Source organism: Variovorax sp. UC74_104, assembly GCF_044055375.1.
GTDB lineage: Bacteria > Pseudomonadota > Gammaproteobacteria > Burkholderiales > Burkholderiaceae_C > Variovorax.
The window spans coordinates 4,655,865-4,679,006 of record NZ_CP171978.1 but is presented as its reverse complement, the minus strand read 5'-3'; the positions used below and the strand labels follow the sequence as shown (position 1 = coordinate 4,679,006).

Genomic DNA, 23,142 nt, shown 5'->3' with positions numbered 1-23,142 from the left:
CATTCGTCACGAGGGCCAGCGCCGCAGCCCCAGTTCGTCCGCCAGCCGCCGGTAGGCCTTGAGCTGTGCTTGCACGTAGTCGTCGAGCGCGGGGCCGGTGAGGGCGAAAGGGTAGAGCCCGTGCTGCTCGCGCAGCGCGGCATAGCCGGGCGCGGCGCTCGCCTCGCGGAACGCGTTGGTCCAGGCGCGCACGGCTGCATCGGGCACGTCCGCGCTCAGGTAGAGGCCGCGCACCGTGGGCCAGACCAGGTCCACGCCTTGCTCGCGCGCGGTCGGCACGCCGGTGAGGGCGCCGCCCAGGCGGTTCTCCGACAGCACGGCGAGCAGCCGCACCGCGGCTCCGCCCGCGATGGCCTGCATCGCCTCGGCAGCGTCGCCCGGAAACGCGTCGACATGCCGGCCCTGCAGCGCGCCCAATGCGTCGCCGCCTCCCTCAAAGGAGACGAAGCGCATCGCCTTGTGGTCGCGCCCGGCGGCGCGCACCAGCAGCGCCGCCTTCACCCAGTCCTGGCTGCCCACGGTGCCGCCCGCGCCGAAGGCGATGCGCGACGGGTCCTGCCGCAGCGCGGCGACCAGGTCCTGCAGGCGCTTGAAGGGCGAGTCGCGGTGCACGGCGATCACGCCGTAGTCGGTGCCCAGCGTGGCGATCCAGCGCACGGCCGAAGGCGGATGAGGCCCGAAGCGGCCCTGCGCGAGGTTGAGCAGCGAGCCGCTGGAGAACGCCACCAGCGTGCCCGGCCCGCCGAGCTTGCCTGTGGCGATGCGGTCGAAGGCCACGGCGCCGATGCCACCCGGCAGGTAGCGCTGCGTGAGCGGCGGGCGCGCCGGCCGCACGGCCTGCAGCGCGTCGCGCGCCAGGGCGCAGGTCAGCGCGAAGCCGCCGCCGGCCTTGGCGGGGATCACGCAGTCGGCGGCTTCCTCAGAGGGGTCTCCGGCGGCCATCGCGCGCTTGCCGAGCGACGGCGCGAGCAGCGCGCACAGTGCGCGCAATACTTGGCGTCGGTTGGAAGTGGCAGAGGTGGGAGGCATGGCAGCGGACTTGTCAGGCGGCGGCCGGGGCGGGAGTACGCGGCCACCAGATGATCGCATGCAGCCCCGGCCCGGCCTCGCGCGCTTCGAGCCGCAGCTCGCCCCGGTGCCGCTGCGCGATGGAGCGCGCGATGGCCAGGCCGAGCCCGAATCCGCCCTTGCCGGCACGCGCGCCCCGGCGGAAGCGCTGGCCCAGCGCGGCGCGTTCCTCCTCGTCGATGCCGGGCCCGTTGTCTTCCACGTTGAGGCTCCAGCCCGCCGCGTCGCCGGCGGCGAAGAGCGTGATCGTGCCTTCAGCAGGCGTGTAGGCGATCGCGTTGCTCACCAGGTTGCCCAGCGCCTCGCGCATCAGCGCTCGGTCCGCCACGGCCGTGAATTCGGGCGCGGGCGAATGGATGCCGAGATCGATGCGTTTTGCGCGCGCCAGCGGCAGCAGGTCGACGGCCACTTCGCGCAGCAGCGCCGCAAGATCGAACTCGGCCGGCTCCACCGGCACCGTGTCGCTGCGGCCCAGCGCCAGCAACTGCTGCGCGCTGCGCGTGGCGCGGCCGATCTCGGTGCCGAGCGCGTCGAGCGCCACCTGCACCTGCGCCGGGTCTTCCTCGCGCCGCGCGTAGTCGGCCTGCATCTGCAGCGTGGTCAGGTGCGTGCGCAGCTGGTGCGAGGCGTCGTCGAGAAACTGCCGTTGTTGCGAGACCAGCTCCTGCGTGCGCGACATCTGCTGGTTGACCGCCGCCACCAGCGGCCGCACCTCGGCGGGCAGGTCGGTCTCGGCGATGCGCGTGAGGTCGTCGCTGGTGCGCGCGCCGACCTCGCGCGCCAGCCGCGAGAGCGGCCGCAGCGCCGCCGCGAGCGCCAGGGCGGTGCCGCACAGCAGCATCGCCAGCACCAGCCCGTCGCGCAGCGCCGCGCTGCGCACGAAGCGCGCGCTGAACTCCTGTCGCGAGCGCGTGCTTTCACCGACCTGGATCAGCACGCTGTGCCCGGTGCTGCCGGCCGGTGCCCGGTCGAGGTCGCGCCGGTAGGCCGCAAGCCGCACGGCCTCGCCGAAGTAGGTGGCGTCGTAGAAGGCCGGCACGCCCATCTTCAGCTCGGCGGGCGGAGCGGGCAGGTCCGCGCTGCCGAGTTCGACCAGCCCGTCGGAGGTCGAGACGCGGAAGAACACCTGCCCGCTCGCCGTGAGCTCGAAGAACTCGAACATCGTGTAAGGCAGCTCGACGGAGAGCCCGCCCGACGCGGTCGAGATGTTGGCGTCGATGGACTTGAGCGCGCCCAGCAGCGAGCGGTCGTAGGCTGCGTTGGCGGCGGCCAGCGCGTCGTGCCGTGTCATCCACAGCTCGAGCGCGGTCACCACCAGCAGGGCGGGGAAGAGCAGAAGCGCCAGCCGTTGCCACAGGCTCGCGCGCCGCAGGCGGTGCGCCACGTTGGCCACCACGCTCATTCAGTCGGCTTCCAGCACATAGCCCAGCCCGCGCAGCGTGACGATGCGCACGCCGCTGCCGTCCAGCCGCTTGCGCAGCCGGTAGACGAAGACTTCCACCGCCTCGGGGTGCACTTCCTCGTCGTCGGAGAACACGCGCTCCAGGATCTGCTGCTTCGACAGCGGCTCGCCGCTGCGCTGCACCAGCACGCGCAGCACCGCCAGCTCGCGCGGCGAAAGCGCCAGCGCCTCCCCGTTCAGCGTGAAGTGCCGGCGCGCCCCGTCGTACACCAGCGGGCCGCAGGCCTGGCGCGGATGCTCCACGCCGCGCGCACGGCGCACCAGCGCATGAAGCCGCGCCTCGAGTTCGGCCAGCGCGAAGGGCTTGGCGAGGAAGTCGTCGGCGCCCGCATTGAGCGAGGCCACGCGCTCGTTGAGCGAATCGCGCGCCGTGAGGATCAGCGCCGGCAACCGCTGGTCGCGCTCGCGCAGCCGCTGCAACACCGTATGCCCGTCGAGCCCGGGCAGGCCGAGGTCGAGCACCAGCGCGTCGTGGTCGCGTTGCTGCAGGGCGCGGTCGGCCAGCCGCCCGTCATCCACCCATTCGACCTGGATGCCCGCGTGCTCCAGCGCCTTGCAAAGCCAGGTGCCCAGGGTGTGTTCGTCTTCGGCCAGGAGAATGCGCATGGCCCGATGCTAGAGCCGACGGGACTCAGTCCGGCTTGATGTTTGCCCTTGCGATGACCTTCTGCCAGCGTGCCTGTTCCGAGGCGATGAACTGCGCGAACTGCTCCGGCGTGCCGCCGATGGCTTCGGCCGCGTCGTTGGTCAGCCGCTGCATCGAGTCGGGCGACTTCACGGCCTTCATCGTCTCGGCCGAAAGCTTGGCGAGCTGCGGCGGCGTGATGCTGGCGGGCGCGAGCATGCCGTACCACTGCGTCATCTCGAAGCCGGGGAAGCCCTGTTCGGCCACGGTCGGCACGTCGGGCAGCTGCGGCAGGCGCTTGGCCGAGCCGGTCGCGATGCAGCGCACCTTGCCCGCCTTGATGAACTGCAGCACCGCCGCCGCGCCGATGGCCGATGCGTCGAGCCGGCCCGAGAGCAGGTCGGTCACCATCGGGCCGGTGCCGCGGTAGGGCACGTGCAGCATGAACACGTCGGCCGTCATCTTCAGGTACTCGAAGGCAAGGTGGCCCGCGCTGCCGTTGCCCGCCGAGCCGTAGCTGAGCTTGCCCGGCTTCGACTTGGCGTAGGCGATGAATTCCTTGAGGTTCTTCGCCGGCACGTCGGGGTGCACCACGTACAGGCTGGGCACCTTGGCCAGCAGGCTCACCGGCTTGAAGTCCTTGTTCGCGTCGTAGGGCAGCTTGGCGAAGATGTACGGGTTGACCGCCAGCGTGCCGATGTGGCCCAGGATGATCGTGTGCTGGTCGGTAGCGCGCGCCACCTCGCCCATCGCGATGTTGCCGGCCGCGCCCGGCTTGTTGTCGACGAACACGCTCTGGCCGATGGTGCGCGAGAGCTCCGCGGCGGTCGAGCGCGCGACGATCTCCGAGCTGCCGCCCGGTGCGAAAGGCACCACGAAGCGGATCGACTTGCTGGGCCACGCGTCTTCGGCGAAAGCCATCGAGGGCAGCAGGCCGCCGAGGGCTGCTGCGCCGCCGGCCTGGAGCAGGCCGCGGCGGCTCAGGCGGGTGTCGTCGGGGGAAAAGAGGTCGGACATGGGTTGTCTCCAGCGCTTTTTGGATTGAAAGCGTGCATCGTGCCCGGGGGATGCTGTCGGAATGCTGTCAATCAGTCAGTCAGTGCCGCCGGTCCAGTAATCCCGGCCCAGTTCGCCCGCGAGCCGGGTGATCAGGCGCTCCACGCGCGCCAGCACCGTCCCGACCTGCGCGCGCACCGGCTCGTAGGCGAAGCGCAGGTTGTGGAAGGTCGTGCCTTCGTCGGGGTCGTCGTCTCGCAGGTAGAGCGTGCCGTCGTGCAGCCGCAGGTCGAAGAACCAGCCCTGCTCGTAGTCGGAGAAGACCTCGCCGGGCGTGCCCGTGGCGAGCGATTCGATGAAGGCCCGACCCTCGCTGAAGCGGTCGTGCCACGGGAAGCTCAGCAGGAAGCGGCCGGGTGCATGGACTACGGGCCTGTTCCAGAAGTGGGGGCCGTCGGCTGGGTCCTTTCCGTGCCGCGCGGCCTTGGCCAGCAGGTCGCGGTAGTGGCGGCAGAGTTCGTCCTCGTGGCCGATGCAATCGGCCGACAGCACGAAGCCCTGCGCCGCGCCCGGAATGGCCGGCTGGTACAGCGGCTCGCGCAGCTGCTCCCATTGCGCCGCCGCGATGTTCGAGGGCGGGCCGTAATAGAAGGTGGGCTCGACGATGAATGCGATGTCGATGCGCACGCCCTCCACGGGCTCCGATTGCGCCGCCCAGTCGGGCAATGCGGTCTGGCTCGATGCCCCGGGCGTGTTGGCGGTCACGGCGGCGTCAGATCAGGTTCCGCATCGCCTGCGCCGTCTCCCGGAGCACCGGAAGCACCCGCGTCACCGCATCCTCCGAGCTCTCGTGCCCCATCGGCATCGTGATGTTCAGCGCTCCCACCAGCGTGCCGTGCCGGTCGCGCAGCGGCACCGCGATGCCGCGCGAGTTCAGGTCGAGCTGCTGTTCGGAAAGCGCCCAGCCCTGGGCGCGGATGCGGGCAAGTTCGAGCTTCATCCGCTCCATGCTCGCGATGGTGTGCGAGGTGAAGACTGTTAGCTTGCGCGTGGTGAGCCACTCGTCGAGCTCGGCGTCGCTGCGCAGGGCCAGCATCAGCATGCCGGAGGCGGTGACCTGCGCCGGCACGCGCGCGCCGAGCACGTAGCCGGTGCTCATGCTGCGGTTGGGGCCGTTGCGGGCGATGTAGACCACCTCGTCGCCGTCCATCACGCTGAGGTAGGCGATCTCGTTGGTGCCGGCGGCCACCCGCTGCAGGAAGGGCTGCACCACGCGGGGCAGGCGGGCCGATTCGAGGTACGACTGGCCCAGGCGCAGCACGCGCGGCGTGAGCCAGAACAGCTTGCCGTCGCTGGCGACGTAGCCCATGTGCTGCAGGGTCAGCAGGTAGCGCCGCGCGGCGGTGCGGGTCATGTTGGTGCGCTGGCCGGCCTGGCTGGCGGTGAGGCGCGGGTTGGCGTCGTCGAAGGCTTCGATGATGCTCACGCCGCGCTCGAGGCCGGCGATCCAGTCGCGCTTGTCCAGGCCGGGAGGCGGCGCCGAGTCGTGATTGCTGTCCTTGCTCATGGGCGGAAGTGTGATCTGCGCAGAAGGGTTCGAGTTTGCAATTGGTGCAGGTGAAAACCCTTGAATTGATCGATCATTGAATTCTAAAGATCGATAGTCGCACGTTTTGATGCCCCAAAGGCTGCATGGGTTGGCTGGAGGGACTATAAAGCTCGCCATCCGCCCTCCAAAAGAGCGATTGACGAACGGAAGCACGCACATGAGCCATTCCATCAGCGGCAGCACCCAGGCCTACCTGATCCCCGGTGACCCGGTTCGCAACGTGCGGCTGCCGCGCATGTTCAATGCGGCCTTCGAGCGCTTCGGCATCGACGCGGTGCTGCTGCCCATGCAGGTGCCGGTGCGCGACTTCGCGGTGTTCTTCAAGTCGGCCTTCCTCGCGCGCAACGTGCGCGGCATGGTGATCGCGCCCCCGCACAAGCCGCTGGTGGTCGACCTGCTCGAAGGCTGCGGCCTCTTCGGCCGCGTGGCGGGCTCGGTCAACGTGGTGCGCCGCACCGAGGGCGACCAGCTCGAGGGCGATCTCTTCGACGGCGAGGGCCTGATCGGCGCGCTCGACCACTACAACATTCCCTTCCGCGGCAAGCGCGTGCTGATTTTGGGCGCGGGCGTGAGCGCCGCTGCCATCGGCGTCGCGCTGGCCGAGGGTGGCACGGTGAACGGCGCGGCGCACATCGCCATGTACGACAAGGCCGCGGGCAAGGCGGCCGGCGTGGCGGCCAAGCTCGATGCCTTCTTCGACGCGAACGTGGTGGCGGCTGAAAGCAATGCGCCCGAGGGCTTCGACCTCGTCATCAATGCCACCCAACTCGGGCTGAGCGACGACGACGCCTTGCCTGTCGACGTGACGCGCATGGACAGCCACGCCGCGCTCTTCGACATCCTGCTGCGCAACCAGCCCACGCCGCTGGTGCGCGCCGCCCGCGCGCGCGGGCTCAATGCGCAGGCCGGCTTCGAGATGCTGATCCAGCAGATGCCGCACTACTTCCGCTACTTCGGCCACATGGACGCGGCGGATGCGATGACGGCCGACGCCGGCTTCCTGCGAGAAATCATCTATCCGCCGGCGATGCACGCCGAGATCGCGCAGCCCTTGCGCTACCACTCGCCGAGCGTGGCGTAAATGGCTCACCCCCAGGCTTCGCGCACTTCGTGTCGCTTCGCCAACCCCCTTGCAGGGGGCAATGCCTGCGGCCCGGCAAAGCCGGTTCCGCGGCATTCCTGGAAGAAACCTTCATCGACCTTTGATTGCACAGATTGATTCACCAATGATTTCCGGCAAATCCACCCTCATCGCCCACATCGGCTTTCCCACGGAGGCCTTCAAGGCCCCGATGATCTACAACCCCTGGTTCGACAAGCACGGCATCGACGCCGTGGTCGTGCCCATGGGCGTGAAGCCCGAGGACTATGCGGTGTCGCTGCCGCAGATCTTCAAGTTCAGCAACATCCGCGGCGCTCTGGTGACCATGCCGCACAAGGTGACGACGATGTCGCTGGTCGACGAGGTGACGCCCACCGCGCGCGTGGCCGGTGCCTGCAACGCCATCCTCAAGCGCCCCGACGGCACGCTGCTGGGCGACCAGTTCGACGGCGCCGGCTTCGTGCGCGGCGTGGAGCGCAAGGGGCGGCTCTTCAAGGGCACGCGGGTGCTGGTGTCGGGCGCGGGCGGCGTGGGCTCGCCCATCGCGGCGTCCATTGCCGCGGCGGGTGCCGCCGAGCTGATGCTGTTCGACATGAACGAGGCCTCGGCCGATGCGCTGGCAGCGCGCCTGCGCGAGCACTATCCGCAGATGAAGGTGGCCACCGGCTCGAAGGACCCGGCCGGCTACGACGTGGTGGTCAACGCCACGCCGCTGGGCATGAAGGAGGGCGATCCGCTGCCCTTCGACGTGGACCGCATCGACCCTTCCACCTTCGTCGGCGAGGTGGTCATGAAGACCGAATACACGCCGCTGCTGCAGGCCGCCAAGGCCAAGGGCTGCCAGGTGCAGGTGGGCACCGACATGCTGTTCGAGATGATTCCGGCGTACCTGGAGTTCTTCGGCTTCGGCACTGCCTCGCCCGAGGAACTGCGCGCCGTGGCGCAACTGAAATACTGAACAAGAAAGGAAGGCTCGCCCGATGAGCATTTTCGAAGGCTTCCTCTCCACATCCGAAACGCTGGGCGCCTTCAGCGACCGCGCCTTCGTCGACGCCATGCTGCGCTTCGAGGCCGCGCTGGCGCGCGCGCAGGCGGCCGAGGGGCTGATCCCCGAGAGCGCCGCGAACTCGATCGTCAGCAGCTGCAAGGTCGAGCTGTTCGACGTCGCCAAGATCGTGCGCGAGAGCGGCCGCGCTGGCAGCGTCGCGATCCCGCTGGTGAAGGCGCTGCGCGAGGCCGTGGGCCTCTTCAACGCCGAGGCCGCGTCCTTCGTGCATTTCGGCAGCACCAGCCAGGACGTGATCGACAGCGCGATGGCGCTGGTCACGCGCGAGGCTGTCGCGCTCGTCGAGGCCGACCTCGCCAAGGCCGCCGACGCGCTGCTGCGCCTGGCCGTGACGCACGCCGAGACCCCGATGCTCGCGCGCACGCTGATGCAGCCGGCCTCGGTCACCAGCTTCGGCTTCAAGTGCGCCGGCTGGGCCGCGCCGCTGGTGCGCAGCCGCATCCGTCTGCGCGATGCCGCGAAGCACGCGCTGCAGCTGCAGCTGGGCGGTGCCATCGGCACGCTGGCGCAGATGAAGGGGCAGGGCGCGGCCGTGCGCAAGCGCATGGCCAAGGAACTCGGCCTGGGCGACCCCGGCGCGACCTGGCACACCCAGCGCGACGAATGGGTCGCGCTCGGCTGCGAACTGGGCCTCATGACCGGCAGCCTGGGCAAGATCGCGGTCGACATCTCGCTACTCGGCCAGTACGAAGTCAGCGAAGTCACCGAGCCCAGCGAACCGGGCCGCGGCGGATCGTCGGCCATGCCGCACAAGCGCAACCCGGTGGCCTCGATGGTGGCCATTGCCGCCGCGCACCGCGCGCCGCAGCGCGTGGCCGCGTTGCTCGGCGCCATGCCGCAGCAGCACGAACGCGCACTCGGCGCCTGGCAGGCGGAGCTGGGCGAATGGCCGCAGCTCCTGATGTCGGCGCACGGCAGCGTTCGCGCGATGGCCGGCGCACTGCCCGGCCTGCAGGTCGATGCCGCACGCATGCGCGCCAACATCGATCGGCTGCGCGCCGAACTCCCGCGCGACGCGGCGGACGAATGGTTCGCCCCCGCGCTCGCCCACGAAGCCGGACAGACCGCGCTCGCCGAAGTGAAGGCGCTGCAGGCCCGGCTCGACGCACACAAGGAACTCTCCCAATGACCACCCCCGAAAACCCGCCCGTGGAACCCGGCGCCTATGAAGCCGGCCTCGTCAACCGCCGCCGTGTGCTCGGCGATGCCTGGGTCGACAAGTCGCTGGCCAACCGCAACGGCTTCAACGCCGAGTTCCAGGAACTCATCACGCGCCATGCGTGGAACGACATCTGGGGCCGCCCCGCGCTGGGCGACAAGACGCGCCGCTTCATGGTGCTGTCGATGATGCTGGGCATCCACGCGTACGAAGAATTCGCGATGCACGTGCGCGCCGCGCTCGACGGCCCGCCCGAGTCGCGTCTCACGCCGGACGAGATCAAGGAAGTGATCATGATGGCCGCCATCTACTGCGGCGTGCCCGTGGCCAACCACGCCTTCGGCATCGCAACGGGCATCCTGCGCGAGAAGGGCCTGCTGCCGCCGCTGGCGCAGTGACCGCGCCGCCTGCTCCAAAGAAGGGCCGGAAGAAGGGCCGCTTCGACGTCACCTTCGCGCTGCTCCTGCCGCTGCTGCTCGCGGCGCAGCCGGTGGCCACCGACAGCTATCTTCCTGCGCTCCCCGCCATCGCGAAGGAGCTCGGCTCGGCCAGCACCAGCCTCACGCTGTTCGTGCTGGCCTTCGGCTTTGCGCAGCTGCTGTGCGGGCCGCTGGCCGACCGCTTCGGACGCAGGCCGGTGCTGCTGGCGGGGCTGGGCTGCTACACGCTCGCCGCGCTGGGCGGTGCCTTCGCCGACAGCGTGGCGCTGCTCGCGGGGTGGCGCGCGCTGCAGGGCTTCTCGATGGCGGCCATCCTGGTGTGCGCGCGCGCCGCTGTGCGCGACCTCTACCCGGCGCACGAAGGCCCGCACGTGATGGCGCGCGGGCTCACGGGTCTGGGCATGGTCGGGCTGATGGCGCCGCTGCTGGGCGCGTGGCTGGTGCAAGGCGCCGGCTGGCGCTGGGTGATGGCGGCGATGGCGGCCTATGCCGCGGTGCTGTTCGCGCTGTGCTGGCGCTCGTTCGGCGAAACGCGCCGGCCCCTGGGCGAGGGCGAGTCGTCCGCGCCGCGCGGCAGCACGCGCGCCGTGTTCGCGTGCCGCTCGTTCCGCGCCTGGGCCTCGGTCGCGGCCACCACCTACGGCGGCTTGTTCTGCTTCCTGCTGCTTTCGCCGATGGTCTACATCGGCTATCTGGGCTGGTCGCCCGCCTGGTACGGCTGGATCCCGGCCGGCGGCTCGCTGGTCTACATCTTCAGCACCACCATGTGCCGCAGCCTGCTTCGGCGCTACGGCCCTGTGCGCACCGTGAAGCTCGGCGCGTCGCTGAGCCTGGCCGGCGCCACCATCCAGGCGCTGGGCTGCTGGCTGATGCCGCTGAGCGCGGTGCCGCTGCTGTTCGGCCACGCCGTCTACTGCCTGGGCCACGGCATCCACCAGCCCTGCGGGCAGGCCGGCGCGGTGGGCGATCTGCCGCACCTGGCGGGCCGGGCCGTGTCGTGGTCCGGCTTCGGCATGATGATGGTCGCGTTCTGCGCAGGGCAGCTCGCCGCGCGTTTCGTCGATGCCGATTACTCCAACGGCGCCTGGCCGATGGTCCTGCCCATGCTGCTGGCCGGCGGCGTGCTGGTGGCGATCGCGTTCTTCTGGCTGCCGCGTCTGCAACACTCGAAAAAGGAAACCACACCATGACCCGTTTGAATGTCGTTCGCGAGGGCAACGGCCCCATCGTCGTGCTCAGCCATGCGCTCGGCTGCGACCTGAGCATGTGGGACGGCGTGGCCGCGCACCTGGCGCGCGGCCACACGGTGCTGCGCTACGACCATCGCAACCACGGCGCCTCGGAGGTGCTGCCCGGCGAACTGCGCGTCGAGACGCTCGCACAGGACGCTGCCGAGCTCATTCGGCGCGAGGCTGGCGGCGAGCCGGTGCACTTCGTCGGCCTGTCGATGGGTGGCATGACAGCGCAGGCGCTGGCGGTGCGCCACCCCGAGCTGCTGAAGACGATCGTGATCGCCAATTCGGCCGCGCACTACCCCGACCAGGCACCCTGGCGCACGCGCGTCGAGACCGTCGGCGCCAAGGGCGTTGCCGCCATCGCGCCCGGGGCGGTGTCGCGCTGGCTCACGCCCGCGTGGGCCGCCACGGCCGAGGGTGCCGAAGCCGCGAAGAAGCTGCACGACGTGCTGGTGCGCACCGACGCGCAGGGCTACATCGAGAGCTGCAACGCCGTCGCGGCCATCGACTTCCGCGAGAGCAACCACCGCATCGCGGTGCCCACGCTGGTCGTCGGCGGACTGCAGGACGAAGCCACGCCAATGGCGATGTCGCAGGCCATGGCCGCGGCCATTCCGCATGCCCGGCTGGAGACCATCGACGCCGCGCACCTGAGCGCCGTCGAGCGGCCGGCGGAATTCGCGCAGCTGCTGATCGATTTCTGGCGCAGCCTCTGAGCGGCGATTGCGGGGTACGCGGCCTAGGTGTATCCCGTATTTCGTGCGAATAACGGTTGAGAGTGATCGATCATCGATCAAAAGGGGCCTGAATAGATTGTGATGGGGCCCGGGTGTTCCTAAAGTCCACCCCCATGCATCGCTCCATCGCCACCGTCTCGCTCAGCGGCACGCTCCGCCAGAAGCTCGAAGCCGTCGCCGACGCCGGTTTCGATGGCATCGAGCTGTTCGAGGCCGACTTCATCAACTTCAAGGGCACGGCCGCCGAGCTCGGCCGCATCGCCGGCGACCTGGGCCTGAGCATCGACCTGTACCAGCCGTTTCGCGACTTCGAAGGCATGCCCGAGGCGCAGTTCCGCCGCAGCCTGGAGCGCGCAGAGCGCAAGTTCGACCTGATGCAGGCCATGGGCGCACCGACGATGCTGTGCTGCTCCAACACCTCGCCGCTGTCCGTCAACGACCCGGCGCTGGCAGCCGCCCAGCTGCACGAACTGGCCGAGCGCGCCGCGCGCCGCAACCTGCGCGTGGGCTTCGAGGCGCTGGCCTGGGGCCGCCACACTTCGCTGTACGGCCAGGCCTGGGAGATCGTCAAGCAGGCGAACCACTCGCACCTGGGCCTGATCCTCGACAGCTTCCACACGCTCTCGCTGAAGGACGACCCGGCCGGCATCGCCGCCATTCCGGGCGACAAGATCTTCTTCCTGCAGATGGCCGACGCGCCGCTGCTGTCGATGGACGTGATCCAGTGGGCGCGCCACCACCGCTCGTTCCCGGGGCAGGGCGACTTCGACGTGATCGGCTTCTTCGAGCAGGTGCTGCGCGCCGGCTACACCGGGCCGCTGTCGCTGGAGATCTTCAACGACATCTTCCGCGAGACGCCGAACCGCCGCACCGCCGTGGATGCGATGCGCTCGCTCTTGTATCTGGAGAGCGAAGCGCGCCAGCGCCTCGCCAAGCCCGCAGCGCCGCAGCAGGTGACGCTGTTCGACCCGCCGCCGGTGCCGGCGCTATCGGGCCTGTCGTTCATCGAGTTCGCCGCCGACGAGGCTTCAGCCGCGACGCTGGCAACGCTGGTCGGCCAGCTGGGCTTCCGCCGCATCGGAAGGCACCGCTCCAAGGCGGTGACGCTGTATCGCCAGGGCGACATCAACCTGATCGTCAACGCGCAGCCCGACTCCTTCGCGCGCCAGCGCTTCGAGGCGCACGGCACCTCGGTGTGCGCGCTGGGCGTGCGCTGCGACGAGCCGCTGGCCGCGGTGGGCCGCGCCACCGCCATGCGCTCGCAGCGGCACGACAGCCCGGTCGGCCCCAACGAGCTGCGCGTGCCGGCCATCGTGGCGCCGGGCGGCAACCTGATCCACTTCGTGCCCGAGATGCTGGGCGCCAACGGCCTGTACGAGACCGACTTCATCCTCGAAGACGAGGGCGCGGGCGCCAACGACGCGGGCCTGCAGCGCATCGACCACGTCGCGCTGGGCCTCGCGCTCGACCAGCTCGACACCTGGGTGCTGTTCACGCGCGCCGTGCTCGGCCTGGAGCCCGGCGAGAGCCTGGAGCTGGCCGACCCGTTCGGGCTGATCCGCAGCCGCGGCGTCGCCAACGCCGACCGCAGCCTGCGCCTGGTGCTCAACGTGTCGCTGAGCCAGCGCACCCGCACCGCACGCACGCTGAGCGTGACCGGCGGCGGCGCGGTGCACCACATCGCGCTGAGCTGCACCGACATCTTCGAGACGGCCGCGAAGCTGCGCGCCAACGGCACGCGCTTCGTGCCCATCTCCGACAACTACTACGACGACCTGGCCACCCGCATCGACATCGACCCCGCGCTGCTTTCGCGCATGCGCGAGTCGGGCGTGCTGTTCGACCGCTCGCCGGCCGGCGACTACCTGCACATCTACACCGAGAGCTTCGAGGGCGGACTGTTCTTCGAGGTCGCGCAGCGCGTGGGCGGCTACGACGCCTACGGCGCCCTCAACGCACCGGCGCGCATGGCGTCGCAGGCGCAGGACTGACAGGGCCGCAGGCGCACCGGCAGATCGTTTCTTTCGACCGACAGAGAGCTGATTTTTTTCACGTCACCACTGGAGACAACACATGGCAAGCAACACAGCCCGTGAGCCGCAAGGCAGGCACCAGTCGAGAAAGGCCGCGGCAAGCGGCTGGATCGGCTCGGCGCTGGAGTACTACGACTTCTTCATCTACGCCACCGCCGCGGCGCTGATCTTTCCGCAGATCTTCTTCCCCAAGGGCGACCCGACGACGGCCATCGTCGCCTCGCTCGCGACCTACGGCGTGGGCTACGTGGCACGCCCCATCGGCGCCTTCGTGCTCGGCCACTGGGGCGACACGCACGGGCGCAAGCAGGTGCTGGTGCTTTGCATGTTCCTGATGGGCTTCTCGACCGTGGCCGTCGGCCTGCTGCCGACCTACGACCAGGTCGGCCTGCTGGCACCGGTGCTGCTGGTGCTGCTGCGCCTGGTGCAGGGCTTCGCGGTGGCGGGCGAGATCTCGGGCGCGAGCTCGATGATCCTGGAGCACGCTCCGTTCGGCCGACGCGGCTTCTTCGCGAGCTTCACGCTGCAGGGCGTGCAGGCCGGCCAGATCCTGGCGGCCGCCGTGTTCCTGCCGCTGGCGCACTACATGCCCGAGGACGCGTTCAACTCCTGGGGCTGGCGCATTCCGTTCCTGCTGAGCTTCCTGGTGATCGTGGCGGGCTACATCATCCGCCGCGAGGTGGACGAGACGCCGGCCTTCGCCGAAGTCGACAAGAAGGGTGAAACGGCCAAGGCGCCGATCGTCCAGGCCTTCACCGACAGCTGGGCCGACATGCTGCGCGTGGTGTGCATGGCGCTGATGAACGTCATTCCGGTGGTGGCCACCGTGTTCGGCGCGGCCTACGCCGTGCAGGCCGCCTACGGCATCGGCTTCCAGAAGGACGTGTACCTGTGGATCCCGGTGCTCGGCAACATCCTGGCCGTGATCGTCATCCCGTTCGTGGGCAACCTGTCGGACCGCATCGGCCGCCGCCCGCCGATCATCGTCGGCGCGCTGGTCTCGGGCCTGCTGTCGTTCGTGTACCTGTACGCCATCAGCATCCGCAACGTGCCGCTGGCCATCGTCATGTCGCTGCTGATGTGGGGCATCGTGTACCAGGGCTACAACGCGACCTTCCCGAGCTTCTATCCGGAGCTGTTCCGCACCCGAAACCGCGTCTCGGCCATGGCCATCTCGCAGAACATCGGCACCACCTTCACCGCGCTGCTGCCGGCCCTGTTCGCCGCCGTCGCGCCTCCCGGTTCGACCAACGTGTGGTTCACCGTGGGTGCCATCACCTTCGCGGTGACGGTGCTGGCTGCCCTGGCCGCGTTCAGCGCCCGCGAAACCTACCGCGTCCACATGCGCGACCTGGGCAACCCGAACGCGGTGCCGGTCGACAAGCAGGAATACGACCGCCTGCGCGAGCAGACGATGCAGGAAACGCGCGTAGCCCGGGCCGCGGCCTGAGGTCCCTGCGGCAGGCGAAGACCTTTCGCCTGCCAAGGGTTGTGGCGCCGGGAAGAATGGCGCCATGACCTCCACATCTTCCCCCTCCCGCCTCAAGATCGACTTCGTCTCCGACGTGTCCTGTCCCTGGTGCGCCATCGGCCTGAGTTCGCTCGAGGCGGCGCTCGGGAAGGTGGCGCCGGAGATCACAGCGGACCTGCACTTCCAGCCCTTCGAGCTGAACCCGCAGATGCCGCCCGAAGGACAGGACACCTTCGAGCACCTCAACCAGAAGTACGGCTCCACGCGCGAGCAGCAGGCCCAGTCGCGCGAAATGATCCGCCAGCGCGGTGCCGCCGTCGGCTTCGAATTCAGCCCCGAAGGCCGTCCGCGCGTCTACAACACCTTCGATGCCCACCGGCTGCTCCACTGGGCCGAGCTGGAAAGCCCCGCTAAGCAGGCGGCGCTCAAGAAGCTGCTGCTGAAGGCCTATTTCACCGACAGCCAGAATCCTTCCGACCACGAGGTGCTGGTGCGCGCCGCCACCGAAGCGGGGCTCGATGAAGCCCGCGCCCGGCAGATCCTGGACAGCGACGAGTTCGCACAGGAAACCCGCGAACGCGAGCGCATGTACACCGATGCCGGCATCCACTCGGTGCCCGCGATCATCATCAACGACAGGCATCTGATCTCGGGCGGCCAGCCCGTCGAAGTGTTCGAACGAGCCCTGCGCCAGATCGCCGGTGCTGCTCCTTCGAGCCTTGCCACAGCCTGACTTAGCTGGCGCTTAGGCGCCAGCTTTGCCCAGCGTTACGACGGTAAAGAACGTCAACCCGAAGCGGGCTCCGGTGGTTGAGGAGGCGGTTCTCAATCACTGTCACACAGGAGCCCCGAAGATGAAGAAGAAAAGCCTAACCGCCGCACTCGCCCTCATGGCTGCGGCTTCGCTGCCGGCACTGGCGGACGAATACGGCAGGCACCCGTTCTATCTCCACGCCTTGTCCGACCTGCGCACCGCGGCATGGAAAGTGGAGCACCGCCGTCCCGAGGACGGACAGGTCTCGCGCGACGAGCAGGTGGTGATCGACGAGATCCACGCCGCCATCGGCGACCTGCAGCACGCCGCATGGCTCGACGGCAAGCCCGTCGAGTGGCGCGAGCCCACCGATGCATGGCTGCCGCCGGAAGGCCGCCTGCACGCCGCGGCCGATCTGCTGCGCAAGGTGCGCTCCGACGTGGCGCGCGAAGAGGACGACCCGCGCTCGCGGCCGTATCAGCAGCGCGGCCTCGCGCACGTAGACCTTGCGCTTGCCACCGCGCAACACGCCATCGGCGACGTGCGCCGCCACGACCTGCGCAGGGAGTGAGGGCCGTGACGGCCACCGCTTCGCCGTTCTTCTCCACGCGGCGCGCGTCGATGGCGCTCGGCGCCTGCGCGCTGGCGCTGCTTGCGGCCTGCGCGAGCGCGCCGGGGGACCATCGGCCCATGGTTTCGGTGTCGCTGCCCTCGCAGCAGGTGGATGAGGCCACGCGCCTGCGCTGGCTCGACCGCGTGAGCTGGGGCGCCAACGCGAGCAGCGATGCGCAGCTTGCAAAGCGCGGCCTCTCGCTGTGGATGCGCGACCAGCTCAACCCGCGCTCAGCGTTGCTGCCGCCGGCCGCGCAGGCGCAGATCGACGCGATGGAGATCTCGCGCGTGCCGCTCGACCAACTCGTCACCGGCCTGGAAGCGCAACGCAAGGCGGCCGACGCGCTGCCTGACGAAGACCAGAAGAAGGCCGCGCGGCAGGAATACCAGCAGCACCTCAACACGCTGGTGCGCGAGGCGCAGCAGCGCTTCGTGCTGCGCGCGCTCTATTCGCCCAACCAGCTGCAGGAGCAGATGACGTGGTTCTGGATGAACCACTTCAACGTCAACCTGCGCAAGGACAACATCCGCGCGATGGTGGGCGACTACGAGGAGAACGCCATCCGCCCGCACGCGCTCGGCAGGTTCCGCGACCTGCTTGGCGCCACGGTGCACCACCCGGCGATGCTGCGCTACCTCGACAACGCGCAGAACGCCGCCAACCGCATCAACGAGAACTACGCGCGAGAGCTGATGGAGCTCCACACGCTGGGCGTGGGCAGTGGCTATACGCAGGGCGACGTGCAGGAACTCGCGCGCGTGCTCACCGGCGTGGGCGTGACCAACCAGCCGCTCGACGCGCCGCCGCCGAACGTGCGGCCCAACCTGCGTGCCGACTACGTGCGCAAGGGGCTTTTCGAGTTCAACCCGAACCGCCACGACTACGGGCCGAAGACGCTGCTGGGCCAACCCATCCAGAGCCGCGGTCTGGCCGAGGCCGACGAGGCGCTCGACCGCCTCGCTCGCGCTCCGGCCACAGCGCGCTTCGTCTCGCGCAAGCTGGCCGTGTACTTCGTCGCCGACGATCCGCCGCAGGCGCTGGTCGACCGAATGGCGGCGGCCTTCACGCGCAGCGATGGCGACATCGCCGTCACGCTGAAGGCGCTGTTCGAATCGCCCGAGTTCTCGGCGTCGCTGGGCCGCAAGTTCCGCGATCCGGTGCACTACGTGATGGCCGGCGTCCGGCTCGCCTACGACGACCGCGTGGTCACCAACGTCAATCCGATGCTCAACTGGATCAATCGCATGGGCGAACAGCTGTATGGGCACGAGACGCCCGACGGCTATCCACTCAACGAGGCCGCCTGGGCCAGCGCTGGCCAGATGAACACGCGCTTCGAGATCGCGCGCGCCATCGGTGCGAACGGCGCGGTGCTGTTCCGTGCGGACGACAAGGCGCCGCTGGAGAAGCCCGCGTTCCCGCCCCTGGCCGATTCGCGCGCGGTGCGCACGATGCAGGTCGGCATGAGCGCGGACACGCGCGAGGCGCTGGCGCAGGCGAAGAACCCGCAGGAATGGAACACCTTCCTGCTGGCCTCGCCCGAGCTGATGCGGCGCTGAAGGTATTCGGTATTTCTCCCTCCCCCGCTGGGGGAGGGCAGGGGTGGGGGCAAGCGGCGTTCAATCAGTCGCTCCGGTCGAATCGCCGCGTGCCCCCATCCCAACCTTCCCCCAAAGGGGGAAGGAGCAAGGCAGGAAGAAAGAAATAAGAAAGGACAACCGTCATGCAACGCAGAGAAATCCTGAAGCTCGCGGCCGCCGCACCGTTCGCGAGTGCTGCTGCCAAGGTGATGGCCGCGCCTTCCGCCGAAGGGGCCAAGCTGCTGGTCGTGTTCCTTCGCGGCGCGTACGACTGCAGCAACCTGCTCGTGCCCACGAGCAGCGACTTCTATTACGCCTCGCGCCCCAACATCGCCATCGCGCGGCCCGGCACGCCCAACGGCGCGCTGCCGCTGGACGGCAACTGGGGCCTGCACCCCGCGCTGGCGCAGAGCGTGATGCCGATGTTCCAGCAGAAGCAGGCATCCTTCATCGCCTTCGCCGGCACCGACGACCTCACGCGCAGCCACTTCGAGACGCAGGACTCCATCGAGCTCGGCCAGGCCCTCGACAAGCGCCGCGACTATCGCTCGGGCTTCCTCAACCGGCTGGCCGGCGTGCTCGGCGCGGGGCCCGTCACCGACGTGTCGCCCATCGCCTTCACCGACCAGCTGCCGATCTCGATGCGCGGCAACGCCAAGGCCGCCAACATGGCGCTGGCCGGTAACGCACGCTCCGGCATCGACGCGCGGCAGAGCCAGGTCATCGCCGCCATGTACCGCAACACCACGCTGGCACAGCCGGTGGCCGAGGGCTTCCAGGTGCGCGACGAGGTCATGCGCGCGGTGCAGGCCGAGATGGACGCCGCCAGCCGCAACGCCATGTCCGCCAAGGGCTTCGAGCTGGTGGCGCGCCGCATGGCGCTCTTGATGCGCGACCGCTTCGACCTCGGCTTCGTCGATGTCGGCGGCTGGGACACCCATGTAGGACAGGGCGGCGCCACCGGCTACCTCGCCAACCGTTTTGAAGAACTGGGACGCGGCGTCGCCGGCTTCGCGCAGGAGATGGGCGACGACGCCTGGCGACAGACCGTCGTGGTCGTCATCAGCGAGTTCGGCCGCACCTTCCGCGAGAACGGCAACCGCGGCACCGACCACGGCCACGGCACCGTCTACTGGGTGCTCGGCGGCGGCCTCTCGGCGCAAGCCGGCGGGCGCGTGGTGGGCGAGCAGCAGGCGCTGACGCAGGCGACGCTGTTCCAGAACCGCGACTACCCGGTGCTCAACGAGTACCGCGCCGTGTTCGGCGGGCTGTTCCAGCGGATGTACGGGTTGTCGCCGGCGCAGCTGGGGCGGGTGTTCGATGGCGTGGCGCCGAAGGATCTCGGGCTGGTCTGATGTCGATCGGATTGCACATACCCAGTTTCGGCGATGGTGGAGGCGAACTCGCGCGACAACAATGAAACACATAAATCGCGTGGCGTGATAGTTCGACCGCGCCGGATGCAGGTCTTGTCCCTCATCCGATCTGCCAGGAGGAACCCCCGCATGCCGATCTCAGCGGTGAGCGCGCATTTGCTTCTTCGATCGCTTGGCGTCCACGTGGCGATCGCCGATGTGCGCTTGGTCAATATCTGTGCCAACTATCGGGACGCGACTGTCACGGCCGTGAACGGGAGCGTGGCTCGCGTGAACGCGATCGTTTCCATCCTCGCTCCTGGTCCGGTGGCACCGGGCGCTTTTTCGCAGCCTCGTTTCAGCGAGGCCAAGAGGCTTCTCGACTACCTCAATGCGGGAGCGACCGTGGCAGCGGTGCGGACGCTCATCGACGAGGCCGAGACCGTGCTGGACTGGCTTCGCCTGCCTTTTGCAGCAATGACGGCAAACAACGTGCCGCCGACTGCGCCGCTGCGTCAATCGTGGGGAAACGTGCTGGTGCCACAGCAGCAGGGCATCCAGCAGTTCGCGGCATCGCGAAGAGCCAACGCCGTGGTGAGTACTCTGATCGCCTTTGCGAACGTGCCCGGCGCAACCATCGTGACCAATCTGTCGACATTGGGGCAGCTTGCCCAGGCCGTGAATGCTTCTCGGGGACTTGCCGATGCGAACCGTTTCTCGGGCATCACGCCCGCAGCCTTTCCAAGTCTTCGAACGCTCCACGGTTTGCACGGCCCCAACTCCGCCTTCGCGGGGTTTGTGCGCTGGGGGCCGGGTGACCATGACTCCCCCCAGCTGAATCTGAAGTACCACTTCCTAAAACACGTCTGCTACGCGGGTGTCGAATCGGAGCTTCCCAGGGAGTCCGCCTGGTGGTGGGGGGAGCTGAACATTGCCTTGACCTGGGGGCAGATGAGCGCATTCTTTGCCGACAGTGTGTCGCTGCGCGAAAGAAACGTGCTGCAGGCGATGTTCGACGGCACCGGCCTGATCCCCGCAAAGCGGGTTCAATTCCTGATTTCAGGCGTTGTCTCGCAGAACCCCAGATTGCTCAACTACCTCGTGGACAACTACGAAAACGCCTATCGGGACCGGGCGCTGCATCCGGGTGCGGTCCTGACGGACAAGATCGTGCAAAGCAACGGCGAGAAGGTTTTCATCAGCGCTGCAATACGTGATCCGGCTCACGCAACGCGGGGCATCTTCGTTATCGGGCGTCTTGATGGTGCAAACGAACTGGGGGTTTCGGCCTGCTATATGTGTGAAGACATCCAGGAAAAACTGGATGCTGCAGCTAGCAACAAGATCTGGGACCTGGCGTGACGGACGCGCGATAACGGCACCCTGAGCTGTCTTGCATCACGTAAGCCATGATCCGGGCTGAGGAGACAAGATCGAAACATGTCCGTGATCGGCGAACACTTGCGAATGTCCGAGCTGCAGCGGCTCGGCATGTCCACCCCCTTGATGCAGCTGGCTGCCGGCCAGTGCCTCCACGAGGCGTTCCGGGGCTCCTGCCTGGGGCCGCCTTATTACATCTACCACGGCGCCCGTGCGCCCGAGGGGGCCACCCTGGTTCCGCTGTGGGACCACGGCAGCAGCGTCTGCGGCCTCCGTGAGACGGAGGGCGGCCTGGAGTTCATCGAGTTCAGCATCGAAGACCCCTCCGGATTCGAGCGGCTCGCCGGTACAGAGCAGGGTTTCTGGGCGACCCGCTTCGACTTTCTCTACGAATGCGATCTGGCCGACGAGGTGCTGCGTGAAGCCGCCGGGCTGGTCGGCTTTCGCTTTCTGGAGCGGCACCTGACGGCGAGAGAAGCGGCCGAGGAGCAGTCGGGAAGCTTCGGCGCTCACCGGGCGTGGCTTCGGGAACTGGTCGCCGGCATCGACCGGGATGCTGCCGCCTGATTGCAAGGCGTGCAGGGCCGGCGGCGACACCGCCGAGAATCCCCGCATGCCTCACGCTGTTTCCCTTCTTCGCGCCGCCCGCCTGGCACGAAGCGCCAAGCCCTTTCTTGCCCGTGGCGGCTTCAAGCGCGAGCGCTGCGCGGGCTGCCGCCTGGTGCCCAGCCATTGCATGTGCGCGCTGCGTCCCTCGATCGCCACGCGCGCCGGGGTGTGCCTGATCATGGCCGACATCGAGCCGCTCAAGCCCACCAACACCGGCTGGCTGGTCGCCGACGTGGTGGCCGACACCTTCGCCTTCGGCTGGGCCCGCACCGAGACCGATCCGGCGCTGCTGGCGCTCTTGAGCGACCCGCAGTGGCAGCCCTACGTGGTGTTCCCGGGGCAGTACGCGGCGCCCGAGCGGGTGGTCGAGGTAGTTCAGTCGCCCGGCGCTGCCGGGAAGCGCCCGCTCTTCATCCTGTTCGACGCGACATGGGCCGAGGCACGCAAGATGTTCCGCAGGAGCCCCTACCTCGACCGGCTGCCGGTGCTGAGCCTGCAGCCGCAGCAGATCACCCAGTACAAGCTGCGCAATTCCGGCCGCGACGACCATTTCTGCACCAGCGAGGTGGCGGCGATGTGCATGAACCTGGCGGGCGAGCATGTCGCCGAGCAGACGCTGGAGGCCTATCTGACGGTGTTCACGCACCACTACCTGCGCGCGAAGAACCAGCAGCCGGTCGTGTGGGACGGCGCAGCCCACCAGAGGCTGCGCGAGGTGGCCGGCCTGCTGGCCGCTTGACTGCCTGACGGGAGGGGAGCGCCCTCAGGCGATCATCGATTCGAGATCGGCCGCGAGTTCGCGCGGCGCCGGCATTTCCTGGACGATGTCCTCGGTGATGCCGACCGCCATTGCCGACTGGCTCGGCCAGAAGCCGCCGATGTTGCCCAGGTCCACGCCCTGGCGCTCCAGCGCGACGCGCCACACGGCCAGGTGCAGGATGCCGCCGAGCACATCGGGATGCTCCGGGTCGGCCGGGCTCACGAAGCTGGAGAGCGCCCCGACCAGGTCGGGCGCGAAGCCCCAGCGCTGGGCCAGGGAGGCGCTCACGTCGCCGTAGTGATAGCCGAACTCGACGAGCTCGAGCTGCGCGCGTCCCAGTGCCTCGAAGGGGTGGGTGGCGTTCAGGGCCGCAATGCGGGCGGGCATTGCCTGCGCCATGATCAGGTAGCCGATGGCGTGCATGCTGCCCGCGGTGAATGCCAGGTTGGGGTCGACGTGCCGCGTCTTGGAAGCCAGGTACCGCGAGACCGAAGCCACGCGCAGGCTGTGCGCCCAGAAGGCGGGCAGGCCGACGCCGTCCACCTTCCTGAAGGCGCCCGCCAGACCCGAGCTCACGACCATCGAGCGGATGGCGGAGAGCCCCAGCATCAGGATCGCGCCCTGTATCGAAGAAATCTTGCGCCGCAGCCCGAAGAGCGGCGAATTGACCATCTGCAGCACCTTGGCCGCGAGCACCTGGTCGAGCTCGATCCGGTTGGCGATGGCTGCGAAGGACACCTCGTCGTCGCGCAGCATCTCCATCAGATCGGAGACCACCCTCGGCACGGTGGGAAGCGACTTGTCATTGGCAAAGAGTTCGTCGAGTGTCATGGCGCTGGGTTTTGTTGTCTGGCCTATGTATGCAAACAATTGTCCTCCAGCACACCCCCAGGCAAACGCCCGAACAGACACGAAAACGCAATTTCTACGGATTCCGGTGGGCCCGGAAGCCCTCCTGCAGGCGTTCGGCGTCGGCCTCGATGCCGTCGCCCTGCAAGTCCGTTGCGGGTATACCCTGACTCGGCGCCCGCCACGCCTCGTGCCGGGCGCCGCCTGCCTGGCCGTGAGCCTATGAGCGCGCCTGCCGA

General features: G+C 68.7%; 22 protein-coding genes. 15 read left to right on the top strand and 7 right to left on the bottom strand.

Annotated elements, in window-relative coordinates; translation table 11 throughout:
• Positions 1-6 precede the first annotated feature (6 nt).
• The 6 genes from ACHMXA_RS22015 to ACHMXA_RS21990 all read right to left on the bottom strand — a co-directional run bounded on the left by ACHMXA_RS22015 (position 7) and on the right by ACHMXA_RS21990 (position 5,718).
• Positions 7-1,029 (bottom strand): tripartite tricarboxylate transporter substrate binding protein, encoded by a 1,023-nt coding sequence (locus tag ACHMXA_RS22015; RefSeq protein WP_176668307.1) that lies wholly within the window; start codon positions 1,027-1,029, stop codon positions 7-9.
• Between the two features lie 13 nt (positions 1,030-1,042).
• A complete protein-coding gene (locus ACHMXA_RS22010) occupies positions 1,043-2,470 on the bottom strand; it encodes a sensor histidine kinase (protein ID WP_176668308.1) in 1,428 nt (475 codons plus the stop codon).
• Entirely contained in the window at positions 2,471-3,136 is a 666-nt protein-coding gene (locus tag ACHMXA_RS22005) for a response regulator (protein WP_176668309.1), read from the bottom strand.
• Positions 3,137-3,161: 25 nt separating this feature from the next.
• Positions 3,162-4,172, bottom strand: coding sequence for a tripartite tricarboxylate transporter substrate binding protein (locus ACHMXA_RS22000; protein WP_176668310.1), 1,011 nt, complete (start codon positions 4,170-4,172; stop codon positions 3,162-3,164).
• A 75-nt stretch (positions 4,173-4,247) separates the two neighbouring features.
• Complete coding sequence (locus tag ACHMXA_RS21995; protein ID WP_176668311.1) at positions 4,248-4,916, bottom strand: hypothetical protein; 669 nt, start codon at positions 4,914-4,916, stop codon at positions 4,248-4,250.
• Positions 4,917-4,923: 7 nt separating this feature from the next.
• A complete protein-coding gene (locus ACHMXA_RS21990) occupies positions 4,924-5,718 on the bottom strand; it encodes an IclR family transcriptional regulator C-terminal domain-containing protein (protein ID WP_176668312.1) in 795 nt (264 codons plus the stop codon).
• A gap of 199 nt (positions 5,719-5,917) precedes the next feature.
• Here ACHMXA_RS21990 and ACHMXA_RS21985 point away from each other — a divergent pair, with 199 nt between their 5' ends.
• The 15 genes from ACHMXA_RS21985 to ACHMXA_RS21915 all read left to right on the top strand — a co-directional run bounded on the left by ACHMXA_RS21985 (position 5,918) and on the right by ACHMXA_RS21915 (position 22,033).
• Entirely contained in the window at positions 5,918-6,841 is a 924-nt protein-coding gene (locus ACHMXA_RS21985) for a shikimate dehydrogenase (RefSeq protein ID WP_176668313.1), read from the top strand.
• 145 nt (positions 6,842-6,986) lie between these two features.
• A complete protein-coding gene (locus ACHMXA_RS21980) occupies positions 6,987-7,820 on the top strand; it encodes a shikimate dehydrogenase (protein ID WP_176668314.1) in 834 nt (277 codons plus the stop codon).
• Between the two features lie 22 nt (positions 7,821-7,842).
• Entirely contained in the window at positions 7,843-9,057 is a 1,215-nt protein-coding gene (gene pcaB / locus ACHMXA_RS21975) for a 3-carboxy-cis,cis-muconate cycloisomerase (protein ID WP_176668315.1), read from the top strand.
• The gene (locus ACHMXA_RS21970) at positions 9,054-9,485 is read left to right on the top strand and encodes a carboxymuconolactone decarboxylase family protein (protein WP_126021869.1); all 432 of its coding nucleotides are present in this window, start codon (positions 9,054-9,056) and stop codon (positions 9,483-9,485) included. Before pcaB ends, ACHMXA_RS21970 begins: the two co-directional genes overlap by 4 nt.
• A complete protein-coding gene (locus ACHMXA_RS21965; RefSeq protein ID WP_395316362.1) occupies positions 9,482-10,717 on the top strand; it encodes an MFS transporter in 1,236 nt (411 codons plus the stop codon). Before ACHMXA_RS21970 ends, ACHMXA_RS21965 begins: the two co-directional genes overlap by 4 nt.
• Positions 10,714-11,478, top strand: coding sequence for an alpha/beta fold hydrolase (locus tag ACHMXA_RS21960; protein WP_395316361.1), 765 nt, complete (start codon positions 10,714-10,716; stop codon positions 11,476-11,478). Before ACHMXA_RS21965 ends, ACHMXA_RS21960 begins: the two co-directional genes overlap by 4 nt.
• A 134-nt stretch (positions 11,479-11,612) precedes the next feature.
• On the top strand, positions 11,613-13,490 hold the full coding sequence (locus ACHMXA_RS21955) for a bifunctional sugar phosphate isomerase/epimerase/4-hydroxyphenylpyruvate dioxygenase family protein (protein ID WP_395316360.1): 1,878 nt from the start codon (positions 11,613-11,615) through the stop codon (positions 13,488-13,490).
• An 82-nt stretch (positions 13,491-13,572) separates the two neighbouring features.
• Positions 13,573-14,982 (top strand): MFS transporter, encoded by a 1,410-nt coding sequence (locus ACHMXA_RS21950; protein WP_176668319.1) that lies wholly within the window; start codon positions 13,573-13,575, stop codon positions 14,980-14,982.
• Between the two features lie 64 nt (positions 14,983-15,046).
• On the top strand, positions 15,047-15,736 hold the full coding sequence (locus ACHMXA_RS21945; protein ID WP_395316359.1) for a DsbA family oxidoreductase: 690 nt from the start codon (positions 15,047-15,049) through the stop codon (positions 15,734-15,736).
• Between the two features lie 121 nt (positions 15,737-15,857).
• On the top strand, positions 15,858-16,328 hold the full coding sequence (locus tag ACHMXA_RS21940) for a hypothetical protein (RefSeq protein WP_395316358.1): 471 nt from the start codon (positions 15,858-15,860) through the stop codon (positions 16,326-16,328).
• 50 nt (positions 16,329-16,378) lie between these two features.
• Complete coding sequence (locus tag ACHMXA_RS21935) at positions 16,379-17,929, top strand: DUF1800 domain-containing protein (RefSeq protein ID WP_395321347.1); 1,551 nt, start codon at positions 16,379-16,381, stop codon at positions 17,927-17,929.
• Positions 17,930-18,093: 164 nt separating this feature from the next.
• Positions 18,094-19,305, top strand: a complete 1,212-nt coding sequence (locus ACHMXA_RS21930; protein ID WP_395316357.1) for a DUF1501 domain-containing protein — start codon at positions 18,094-18,096, stop codon at positions 19,303-19,305.
• A gap of 150 nt (positions 19,306-19,455) precedes the next feature.
• Positions 19,456-20,667 (top strand): hypothetical protein, encoded by a 1,212-nt coding sequence (locus ACHMXA_RS21925; protein WP_176668323.1) that lies wholly within the window; start codon positions 19,456-19,458, stop codon positions 20,665-20,667.
• Between the two features lie 78 nt (positions 20,668-20,745).
• Positions 20,746-21,252, top strand: coding sequence for a hypothetical protein (locus tag ACHMXA_RS21920; RefSeq protein WP_176668324.1), 507 nt, complete (start codon positions 20,746-20,748; stop codon positions 21,250-21,252).
• A 46-nt stretch (positions 21,253-21,298) separates the two neighbouring features.
• Positions 21,299-22,033 carry a tRNA-uridine aminocarboxypropyltransferase gene (locus ACHMXA_RS21915; RefSeq protein ID WP_176668325.1) on the top strand — a complete coding sequence of 245 codons (735 nt, stop codon included), beginning with the start codon at positions 21,299-21,301 and terminating at the stop codon, positions 22,031-22,033.
• A gap of 24 nt (positions 22,034-22,057) precedes the next feature.
• Here ACHMXA_RS21915 and ACHMXA_RS21910 read toward each other — a convergent pair whose 3' ends face one another.
• Positions 22,058-22,885, bottom strand: coding sequence for an HDOD domain-containing protein (locus tag ACHMXA_RS21910; RefSeq protein WP_176668326.1), 828 nt, complete (start codon positions 22,883-22,885; stop codon positions 22,058-22,060).
• Between the last annotated feature and the right edge of the window lie 257 nt (positions 22,886-23,142).